Source organism: Chitinophaga oryziterrae (genome assembly GCF_009758125.1).
Classification (GTDB): Bacteria; Bacteroidota; Bacteroidia; order Chitinophagales; family Chitinophagaceae; genus Chitinophaga; species Chitinophaga oryziterrae.
In genome coordinates this window covers 734,785-746,293 of the sequence record NZ_WRXO01000001.1, presented here as the reverse complement: position 1 = coordinate 746,293, position 11,509 = coordinate 734,785, and the positions used below count along the sequence as shown (strand labels likewise).

Here is an 11,509-nt window from a genome sequence, read left to right as displayed (position 1 = left end):
AGAAAAATGAAACGCTATTATATATCTCTTTGTGTTGTAGGACTGGCCTTGCTGCTGGGTGCCTGTACAAAAAACTTTGAACGATACAACACGGATAACACCGGTCTTTCCAATGGTCAGCTGGGTGCTGATTTTAACGACCTGGGTGCTTATCTTAAAACTGCGGAAATGTCTATCATTAACTTCTCCGGCGGTGGTGATCCCAACTCTTACCAGTTACAACAGAATCTGAATGCTGACTGCTATTCAGGTTATATGATGTCTCCTACTCCTTTTAACGGTGGGTTGAACAATCTGAATTATTTCCTGGTAAACGGATGGAACGGGGAACCGTTTAAAGTAGGTTATCTCAATATCATGTCGCCTATCCGTAAGCTGCGGAACAATGGAGTAAATAAGAATTTCCCTGCGGTATGGGCAGTGGCACAGATCGTACAGGTGGCAGGCATGAGCCGTCTTACAGATATCTATGGTCCTATTCCTTACAGCCAGGCTGGTGGCTCCAAAACAGATGTAGCATATGACAGTCAGCAGGATGTTTACAACCGTTTCTTCCTGGAACTGGATTCTGCTACTACTAATCTTCGTACTTATCTCAGCGGAACAGATACCCTGCCTTTCAATTTTGCCAACTTTGATCTTGTTTACAGTGGTAATTTCAATAAGTGGTTACAGTTCGCCAACTCATTACGTCTGCGTTTAGCCATGCATATTGTGAGGGCAGATCCTGCCACTGCTAAAGCTCAGGCAGAGAAAGCGCTTGATCCGGCTAATGGTGGTGTGATCACATCTAACGATGGTAACATGACAGTTAAAATGTCCGGTGCCGGCCTTACCAACCCATTGGTATTTATAGCGCAGAACTGGGCTGATACCAGGATAGGCGCTTCTATTATATCTTATATGACAGGATATAATGACCCGCGTACCAGCAGGTATTTTGATAAATCTACAGATGCTGCCTTTCCTGCTCAATATATAGGGATCCGTATCGGTAGTATTACGGGATCCAATTCCAAAGATGATTATGTAGGTTACTCCAGCATCAATTATAAAAATGGAAGTCCTTCTTTTTCGCTGACAACTCCAGTGCAGATCATGACAGCAGCAGAAGTATATTTCTTACGTGCAGAAGTTGCGGTGCGTAACTGGGCGAATGCAGGCAGTACAGCACAAACACTGTATGAGCAGGGTATTAATACTTCAATGACCCAGTGGGGTGCTACTGTTGGTAATTATGTAAGTGATACCACCGGTAAACCTGCTGATTATAAAGATCCGAAGAATGCAGCGAATGATATCAATGCGCTCTCTGATATCAGGATCCAGTGGGACGATGCGGCTGATATAGATCATAAAATGGAACGTATCATTACACAGAAATGGATCGCGATGTTCCCTGAAGGACAGGAAGCCTGGACAGAATATCGCCGTACTGGTTATCCTAAACTGTTCCCTGTTGTAAACAACAACAGTGGTGGTACGATCAGTACTGATGTACAGATCAGACGTTTACCATTCCCACAGAATGAGTATAACACGAATGCAACTGAAGTGAATAAAGCGATCCAGTTACTGGGTGGTGCAGATAATGGAGGAACGAGACTGTGGTGGGATAGTAAACAATAGTTCCTCCTTATATCATAATAGGCTCCGTTAGGAGCCCCGTGTTTGTAGAAAACATTGATATTCTCCTTAATTGACTCCGTAGGAGTCCCCTATTATTCGCGATTTAGGGGACTCCTGCGGAGTCTGTGTTTTGTTGGATAAATTGTTGACTACAAACACGGGGCTCCTGGCAGAGCCTTTTTATTCTACTACCAATGTAGCTATTGAATGCGGTAAACTAACGGTAGGCGCTGCCTTGCCTTTAATCCACAACTGATAAGGTATTTCCTTATCTGTAAGATTTAATACAACTACCGCCAGTTTTCCGTCTTTATTGAGGAAGGCTGTAGTCTGTAACTGTGTTCTGTTGGAAGAACTGATCACACGTTTTGCACCAGGACGGATGAACTTTGAAAAGTGTCCCAGATAATAATAAGCGTTTGTATAAATCAACTCACCGGTTTTAGTATCTGCATGTACAGGTGCAAAACAGAAGTTACCTACGTGATTAGGGCCTCCATTTTCATCTAATAGAATATTCCAGTCAGTCCACGCAACTGTACCACTATTAAAGTCATTCACCATCGAATAACCATATCTCTCACCTATAAACCATTCATTGATACGGTCCCGTTTAAAAGATTCTATACAACCTTCTGTAAATAAGAGGTTCTTGGCAGGAAAAGATTCCTTTACTTTTTGTACGTTACCGAATTGCATATCGCTGCCTGTCCAGGTTTCATACCAGTGATAACCAATTCCCCATACATATTTAGCCGCAGCAGGATCTTCGAGAATCGTGCTTGCACGCTGGAATACCAGGTCCCTGTTATGGTCCCAGGCAATGAGTTTCTTGCTGCTCATCCCCTGCTTCTGCAAAGTAGGGCCAAGATAACCTTTGATAAAATCCCGCTCTTCTTCCGCGGTATAGATACAGGACTCCCATTTCTGTTTGGCCATCGGTTCATTCTGCACAGACAAACCCCATACAGGAATACCCAGTGCCTCATATGTACGGATGAACTTCACGAAGAAGTTAGCCCAGGCCTGGTAGTACTTAGGCAGCAGTTTACCACCCTGCAATACGTTGTTATTGTCTTTCATCCAGGAAGGAGGGCTCCAGGGACTCACAAACAGCGTTAATTTACCCCCTGCTGCAGCAATAGCAGCCTTAATGAAAGGAATGCGGTATTGCTGATCATGTTGTACGCTGAAAGTCTTTAACAGGCTGTCATGCTCTGCAACATAACTGTAAGTATCACTGGAGAAATCACAACTCTGGATGTTGGTCCTGGCCAGTGTATACCCTATACCTTTTACCGGGTTATAATAAGCCTGTAATAATTCCTGTTGTCTGTCCTTTGGCAATTTGGCAAAGGTTTCCGCAGAAGCGTCTGTCAGCGCACCACCAATACCGGTTAAGGTCTGAAAACTTTTAGCAGGGTCTACAAAGATACAGACCTCCGTTTCCATAGGTTGTTTAGAGGGTTTGAAATGCAGTTTACCTGTTTCAGTGAGTCTTAATTTGGTATTCTCCGCGGTTGTAAAAACGGTGATGGTCGTATCTGCCGGGTTCATGCCTTTAGCAGCAGAGGAAGCGAGCAACAGCCCTAAAACAATCTTTCTCATAATAATTACCAGATATATGTGCCTACGGCACCGTTATTCAGTGTAGTGGTTACTATCTTACCGTTAGACTGGATATTAAACGTTTGCGGAGCAGCAGCGCTGTTTAATACGATCAGTACTCTTTTTCCGTCTGGTGTTTTGAAAGCAACGTTTTCCAGCTGGCTGGTAAACTCCGATCCAATCCTTACGGAACCAGGACGAACAAATTTAGCGGCATGCGCAATGATGTAATAAGAAACATTGCGGGAAACAGCGCCGGTGATTGTCAATGCACCCAGACAGGTACTGCAGCCTCCATCTGTATGTGGTTTATAAGCCGGGTCAGCAGCGAGGTTCCATTCCAGTACGTTTCTGCTCCAGTTGCGGGTTGCTCCAATTATTAATGTGCTTACATGCCATTTCAGGTCGCTGGCAAATTCGCCGGGCCCACCTACCCATTGCTCTGTAAAATACACATTCTTGTCAGGAAATGCATTATGGACCTGTGTTAATGCGCTGATATCGCCTCCGTACAGATGGAAAGCAGAGCCATCCACAAAAGGATAGGCAGCTGCATCACCCAGCACAGCTGCAGGGTAATCCGGACGATCTGCATTATGATCGTAAGCGATGATCTTTGTGCCGATACCTGCTGTTTTAAAAGCAGGCCCCAGGTTATTTTTGATAAAGGCGGCCTGTTCAGCAGCCTGCATCACCATACTGGGGTTATTACCGCCATGTAAGGGCTCATTCTGCGGAGTGATGGCATCTATTGTAATACCTTCCGCCTTCATCGCCTGTATGTACTTTACAAAGTATTGTGCATAGGCCGCATAATATTCGGGCTTCAGGCTACCACCTATAAAACTACCTCCTGTTTTCATCCATACCGGAGCAGACCAGGGAGAGCCTAGGATTTTAATATCCGGCGCCAGGGCAATGATCTTTTTCAGTATGGGTATCAGGTCGGTCTTTTCTTTTTCAATACTGAATTGTTGCAGTGTAGTATCTGTTTGCCCGGAAGGTATATCATCATAGGTAAAAGTCGTTGCACTCAGGTCGGAAGCGCCGATACTGATGCGCAGGTAACTAACCCCAATGAATGTACTGTCTGCCTGAAAGAGTTCTTTCAGCAAAGCATCCTGAACGGCAGGCGCCAGGGAATTTATTAAAGAAGCGCTGCCACCGGTGAGTGTATATCCGAAACCATCCATAGACTGAAACGTTTTTGTTTCATCTACTTTGATAGTAGGGTAAATATTCACCGTGTCTTTAAATATCAGGCTGACCGTTTGTTTTTTTAATAGTGCTGATTTATCAGGGTTGGTTAACCAGAACGCTACATCAGAAGCTTTTGCCGGTGGGTCTATTGGTGTAACAGGTCCATTACTACCACCTTTAGAACTACATGCTAAAAACAGGGTTGCTATGCAGGCGATGAATTTATTGTTCATTTATCAATCATTTTATAGACTCTTACATAATCTACCTGCATAGTGGTAGGGAAAATCGTATCATCCACACCATTAGCACCACCCCAGTCTCCTCCTACTGCTACATTCAGCAACAAATGGAATCTTTTATCAAAAGGCCATACTGTATATCCTTTGCCTTCATTGGCAAACTGAAAAATCAACTGATCGTCTATGTATCCGCGCAGGGCATAAGGCGTCCAGTCCATCCGGTATAAATGGAATTCAGTAGTAGCGTTTGCTATCTTCTTAGTACTTGTTTTCTGTGTATTGATCTTGAAGTAATATGCTTCAGTGTGAGAGCTGATATGGATCACATCCGGATCATATCCTACATGCTCCATGATATCTACCTCACCGGACCTGGGCCAGTCTCCGTATGCCCAGTCCGTAGGCAACATCCAGATAGCCGGCCATGTACCTCTGCCTGCCGGTAATTTTGCTTTTACCTCTATACGGCCATAGAGGAAATCGCCTTTGTTCGTTGTTACTAATCTTGCCGAAGTATAATTCTTTCCTTCTTTCGCTTCTTTTTTAGCAGTGATGGTCAATACTCCATTCGCTACTCCTGCGTTATCTATGCTATTGGTATAATATTCCAGCTCATTATTTCCCCAGCCACGACCGCCTATATCATACCCCCATTTTGTACTGTCAGGTAAACCTGTATAGTTAAATTCATCCGCCCATACCGGCGTAGTTTCAAAGGTCCAGCCTTTATCTACAGGTCCTTGTGGTGCTATTGTATCAGTACCGGTAGCACTGCCGCCACCTTTACCTGAACAGGATGTTATTATGCTCAATCCCAGCAACAGAAATAATACTCTCATATTGTATCTTTTAAAAAATGAAGCTGACCACAATATTAGTGATCAGCCTCATAAATGTTGTGAAAACTATTGTTCTTCCATGAACTTCACATTATCCAGGGTAATACCTGTTCCCATGTTACCACCGGCACTGCCCGCTTTGATCACCATGTAAACCGTGGTATCGCTGCCAGCGAATACCATTGTACCACCTTTTCCCTTACCATCGCCATCGCAACCGATCTCTGCCAGGTTACCATCAAATGGTACCAATCCGCAACCAGACCAGGTATTCAAAGCAATGTACTTGGTTACACCCGTACCGGAATAATCAGAACCCTGTGCAGGAGCCTTTGTACCGAAGTATACTTCAAACCAGGTGTTAGTAGCGCCGGTACCTTTTACATCACCGGAGAAAGTGTATTCCCTTCCAGGGATTACCTTTAATTTCTGGTAGATCGCACCGTTAGAATCGCCTGTATTACCAAACTGCATCACACCATTTGTAACCTGGATAGATGTTTGCGTACCACCGGTATTTAATAATGTCCAGTATTGTCCGCTGCCGGCTTCCATATCACCCCCTTTCAGGATATCAGCCACAGGAGCATCTGCGGTAACGGTCACATTCTGGGAAGTAGTAGCATAACCACCATCTGTAAATACAGTGAACTGAATAGGATATTCACCTTGTTTAGCAAAACTCAGAGTATCCGTTTCACGGACTGCTACTTTTGTATCGCGATAGTTCCAGCGCCATAAGAATCCGCCATTGGTAGTGCTTTTTACAATCATCTTGTAAGGCTTACCTTCCATCGGCGTTACTGTAAAAGATGCCGTTGGCAAAGGGCCCAGTTGTTTGGATGAAGACTCCGGTGAACAAGATGATATGATTGCAGCTATTGCCACGAAGCAAATATTTTTCATTCTGAATGCATTAATTGTTAAAGACATTATTTAGTTCCACCCCACTCCTTGCTCTGTTCCAGCTTGGTATTTTCCAGCTCTAATAATGGAATAGGCAGGATTTCATTTTTACCGGCAACGAATCCTTTAGCTGCCAGTACGGTCGCAGCTCTTCCTGTACGTACCAGGTCGAACCAGCGGTGTCCTTCACCTGCCAGTTCCAGGCGTCTTTCATTGAAGATGTTATCGTCTGTAGCCAGTTCCGGTGTAAGTTTAACACGAGCCCTTACTGCATTCAGCAATTGATAGGAACGGGTACCCGGAGCGCCGCTTTCTCCGCCTTTTACGAGGGCTTCGGCTTCCATCAGGTAAGTATCCGCCAGGCGTATTTCATAAAGGTTCTGCGGATAGTTGAGTTCCTTAGTACCGCCACCTGTCGTTGTGTTAGCGGAATGTCCTGCAAATTTTGCCAGGAAATAGCCGGTATTTTTATACCCTTCTTCATAGGAGGCTATACCATTTGCCTTCAGGCTGTCCAGGTTAAGGACGGTCGCATTATAACGGGGATCAAAATGGATAGCATTAAACAGGGATGGTGTCACCACCAGGAAGCTCCATCCGGATACCAGATCGGGCGCAGTAGGTTTTAAGATCTTGTAACCTCTTGGGCCAGTCATGATGTTCAGTACATTACCTTCTGTACAGGACACGCAATCCCAGGTACCCGCAGAAGTAGAGGTGAATGCTACTTCCAGGATAGATTCGCTGTTGAATTTGCTGGCATTATCAGATCTCCAAAGATTAGGGAAGCTATCCAGTAATTTATAACCGTACTGCGCATTTGTTTGTCCGGGTGTTGCTCCATTCACCAATGCCAGTTCAGCTGCTGCTTCAGAATGTTTCTTTTCATATAAATATACCTTACCTAACAAAGCATGTACGGCGCCTTTTGTAGCACGGCCACCTTCTGTAGCTACCGGTACCTGGTCCGGCAGATTGGTTTCTGCAATCGCATCTTTCAGGTCTGTTTCTATCTGGGCATATACTTCTTCAGGTGTTGCCTGTAAGACATTATACATATCAGCAGTAGAAATAGTGGTAGTAGTCAGCGGTATATTTTTAAACAAACGTACCAGGTCGAAGTAAAAGAAAGCACGCAGGAATTTAGCTTCCGCAACAAATCTCTTCTTCTGATTTTCATCCATAGGAACATCGGGGAGTTTTTGCAGCAATACGTTTGCGCGGAAGATACCTGAATATCCTTTTGACCATAAGTCGCCCTGCGGGCCAACATCCGGTGTTAATGTATAATTGGAGAATACCTGGAAAGCGGTAACATCACTTTGTCCGCCGCCACCTGCCAGATGATCATCTGAACCAGCATCCATGGCGCCTACTTTTGTTACGTAACCATTACTCTGCCATCCCATCACATCATATACTGCTACCAGGCCATTAAAGGCTTCTGTAGCATTCTTGTAATAGTTTGTTTCGAGGTCTGTACCTTTTGGTTTTACCTCAAGGAATTTATCACTGCAACCACCTGCAAGCTGTAAGCCTGTAGCAAGGGCTATTATATAAATGTGTTTTCTCTTCATTTTAATCAGCTTTAAATTGTTAGAAACTGGCGTTTACACCCAACATGAAAGAACGTGCCTGAGGATAGATCCCCCTGTCAATACTAAATACGCCACCACCTATTTCAGGATCATAACCGGTGTATTTGGTGAATGTCAGCAGGTTTTCGCTCATCAGGTAAACGCGGAATCTATCTACACCTACTTTCTTTGTGAGGGTGTTGGATATGGTATATCCCAGCTGCAAAGATTTGATTCTGCAATAGCTGCCATCTTCCAGATAAAAATCAGAAGGGTTAGTGAAGTTTCTGTTCTTATCATCAATGGTTAACCTTGGATAGTCATTGGTAGAACCGGCGCCAGTCCAGCGTCCCAGTGCTTTTGTCTGCCAGTTGGCATTCTGGATATCCAGACGGCGCAAGCCCTGGAATATTTTATTACCGGCAGCGCCCTGTATGAATACTACCACATCAAATCCTTTGTATCCTGCATTGGCAGTAAAACCGTATGTCCAGCTTGGCGTTGGGTTACCAATGAACTGACGGTCTGTTTCTGTGATCTGACCATCTCCATTTGTATCTTCCCAACGGAAATCACCAGGTACTGCATTCGGTTGAATCTTCTGACCTGCCTTATTTGTATAATTATCTATATCTGACTGTGTCTGGAAAATGCCTTTTGTCTTCCATCCAAAGAAGCTGTTCAGCGGCTGATTCAGCGCTGTACGGGTAATAGGATAACTGGTTGACTGGAAGTTTTGTCCACCTGACAGGTAGCTCACTCCTCTACCTAAATTTGTCACTTTATTCTTCAGATAAGAAACGTTACCATTCAGGGATAACGTTACATCCCCTAAAGTTTTATGATATCCCAGTTCCAGTTCCACACCGGTATTATCCATATTGGCTACGTTGGCAGCAGGATTGGAAATAGCGCCTACATAAGCAGGGATACGCGGGTTCTGCAGAATGTCTTTGGTCGTTTTCTTAAACCAGTCGAAAGCTACGATGAAGTCGCGGTAAACAGTAGCTTCAAAACCGACGTTGGTCTGACTGGTAGATTCCCATTTAAGGTCCGGATTGGAAGGTGCATTAGGACTGTATCCTATCTGGTAACTACCGGAGTTGCCGAAAGCATAGTTTCTGCCACTGCCTATGGTTGACAGGTAGGCGAAGTCACCGATATTATCGTTACCAACCACACCATATCCACCGCGGATTTTCAGGAAACTCACGATGTCTGTCTGCGGGAAGAATTTCTCACGGGAAGCAACCCAACCCATGGAGAAGGAAGGGAACACACCGTATTTGTTATTGGCACCGAAGCGGGAAGAACCATCACGGCGCATAATACCTTCAAACAGGTATTTCTCATCATAGTTATAATCGATACGACCGAACAGGGAAGAAATCCTGTGGTCAGCACCTTCACTACCATCAGAGACACGTTTGTCTGATGCCACTTTAAAGTTAAGGGAAGCATCATCAAAATTATCTGCCGGAACATCATTGAAGGTAACGTTGATAGCCTTGGTACGGTTATCCATGTACGCACCCTGTCCTAACAGTAAAGTAAAATTATGTTTCCGGAATCCTTTTGTATAGGAAACGATATTTTCCAGGTTCCAGTTGTAACCCTGGTTCGTACTACGGTTAAAAGAAGTACGGGAAGAGATCGTAGATGAGTTAAGGTAAGAGATGGGAGTATATGATTCACCACCCCAGAAAGCGATCTTGGAGCCAATGGTGGAACGCAGTTTCAATCCTTTGACAGGCGCTATTTCAAGGTAAGCATTACCTACGATGTTGTGCGACCAGTTATAGTTGCCCAGGCGGGTAGAAATATAGGCCAGGGGGTTAGTGATCTCCTGTCCTACTGCACTGGAAATACCATAAGGATTGCCATTTGCATCCCTGCGAATGCCTGCATTGTTATAAGGAGCCGCTGCCGCAACAGCAGGATCAGTGACTACTACCGGCGTAATAGGATCGAGGTTGATAGCGGAACTTAAAGGGCCACCAAACTCACTGTTGGTGTTACCTACACCTAATGCCTTATCATAAGCGTATCCTACATTCTCACCGAAAGTAACGTATTGCGACAGTTTATGCGTTGAGTTCAGGCGCAGGTTTACTCTTTGATATTTAGAGATATCAGTAGCTACGATACCATCCTGTTTCAGGTAACCGAAAGAGCTGTAGAAGGTAGATTTATCATTACCACCACTTACGCTCACTTCATGGTTCTGTCTCATGGCACTGTTGTTGAAGATTTGTGCCTGCCAGTCGGTCCCCTTACCGTATGACTTTGGATCTGCATAAACGATGCCACCACCGCCGGCAACAGAGGCTTCATTCCTCAGTGTAGCGTACTGGGTAGCATCCAGCAGTTTCAGTTTACGGGCAGGTTCGGAAGTACCGTAGTAGCCATTATAGCTTACGGTCAATTTACCCGCTTTCCCTTTTTTGGTAGTCACCAGGATAACACCGGCAGCAGCACGTGCCCCATAAATAGCCTGGGAAGCAGCATCTTTCAGTACTTCTATAGATTCGATATCGTACTGGTTCAGGTAGCCTATACCGCCATTATCAACCACCACACCATCTATCACCCACAAAGGATCGTTATTGTTAAAGGTGGTAATACCTCTTACCCTCACGGAAGAACCGGAACCTGGCTGGCCGGAGCTGGAAGCAATGGTCACGCCGGAAGTACGGCCCTGCAATGCCTGTTCCAGGCGGGTAACGGGCTGACTTTCCAGGTCAGAAGCTTTTACGCTGGAGATAGCGCCGGTCACTACACTTTTCTTTTGCACACCATAACCTACCACAACAGTTTCTGTTAAGGCGGTCTGGGAGATTTCTAATTTAACGTTGATAATACGGTCATTTACAACGCGGGTGAGGGTGGTGTACCCTACCGCGCTGAACACCAGTTCAACGCCGGTACCCGCTACCCTGATGCTGTATTTACCGGCAACATCGGTTACAGTACCGCTAACGCCACCTTTTATACGCACGGTAGCGCCGGGTAATGCCCCACCGCCTTCGTCCGTGATACGGCCGGTAATCGTGATGGTAGTATCAGCAGCCGCTTTCCTGTCTTCCGCCAGGCGCTGTACAATGATCCTTGAACCGTCTATAGAATAAGATAAAGGCAGATTTGAAAGACAAAGGTCCAGTACCTCCTTCACACTTGCATTTTTCACATCTATAGTTACAGGACGGGCGCCTGCCAGTAAGGTCTCATCATATATAATAGAAACCCCGGCCTGACGGGATACTTCCCTGAGAATCTTTCTGATAGGCACCTTTTTCTCAGAGATAGAGATTTGCTGTGATACTCCTTTTGCGCTGATTTGCAAGCAAACTGCAAGCAACAAAAAGGTTGTCAGTTTCATAACGTGGACAATTTTGGTTGATAAGCACTTCCGGTAACAGGAAGTCCTACCACTAAAGTTTAAATACATACTTTTGTAGTGTTTGGGAATTAGAAGATCAATAATTCTAACGGGTTGTGGGTTTTCAGT

7 protein-coding genes are annotated in these 11,509 nt (G+C 44.9%); 1 reads left to right on the top strand and 6 read right to left on the bottom strand.

The window, feature by feature from the left end; translation table 11 throughout:
• Positions 1-6 precede the first annotated feature (6 nt).
• The gene (locus tag GO495_RS03020) at positions 7-1,629 is read left to right on the top strand and encodes a RagB/SusD family nutrient uptake outer membrane protein (protein WP_157298213.1); all 1,623 of its coding nucleotides are present in this window, start codon (positions 7-9) and stop codon (positions 1,627-1,629) included.
• Positions 1,630-1,809: 180 nt separating this feature from the next.
• On the opposite strand, the gene GO495_RS03015 is transcribed toward GO495_RS03020, so the two are convergent.
• The 6 genes from GO495_RS03015 to GO495_RS02990 form a co-directional block, all read right to left on the bottom strand.
• Positions 1,810-3,237: a glycoside hydrolase family 30 protein gene (locus GO495_RS03015; RefSeq protein WP_157298212.1), complete on the bottom strand. Its 1,428-nt coding sequence runs from the start codon at positions 3,235-3,237 to the stop codon at positions 1,810-1,812.
• Positions 3,238-3,242: 5 nt separating this feature from the next.
• Entirely contained in the window at positions 3,243-4,670 is a 1,428-nt protein-coding gene (locus GO495_RS03010) for a glycoside hydrolase family 30 protein (protein ID WP_157298211.1), read from the bottom strand.
• Positions 4,667-5,518, bottom strand: coding sequence for a glycoside hydrolase family 16 protein (locus GO495_RS03005; RefSeq protein WP_157298210.1), 852 nt, complete (start codon positions 5,516-5,518; stop codon positions 4,667-4,669). The genes GO495_RS03010 and GO495_RS03005 overlap by 4 nt, the downstream gene beginning before the upstream one ends.
• Before the next feature lie 66 nt (positions 5,519-5,584).
• Positions 5,585-6,424 (bottom strand): hypothetical protein, encoded by an 840-nt coding sequence (locus tag GO495_RS03000; protein ID WP_157298209.1) that lies wholly within the window; start codon positions 6,422-6,424, stop codon positions 5,585-5,587.
• A 26-nt stretch (positions 6,425-6,450) separates the two neighbouring features.
• Entirely contained in the window at positions 6,451-8,001 is a 1,551-nt protein-coding gene (locus GO495_RS02995; RefSeq protein WP_157298208.1) for a RagB/SusD family nutrient uptake outer membrane protein, read from the bottom strand.
• A gap of 19 nt (positions 8,002-8,020) precedes the next feature.
• Positions 8,021-11,380, bottom strand: coding sequence for a TonB-dependent receptor (locus tag GO495_RS02990; RefSeq protein WP_157298207.1), 3,360 nt, complete (start codon positions 11,378-11,380; stop codon positions 8,021-8,023).
• Positions 11,381-11,509: the final 129 nt, after the last annotated feature.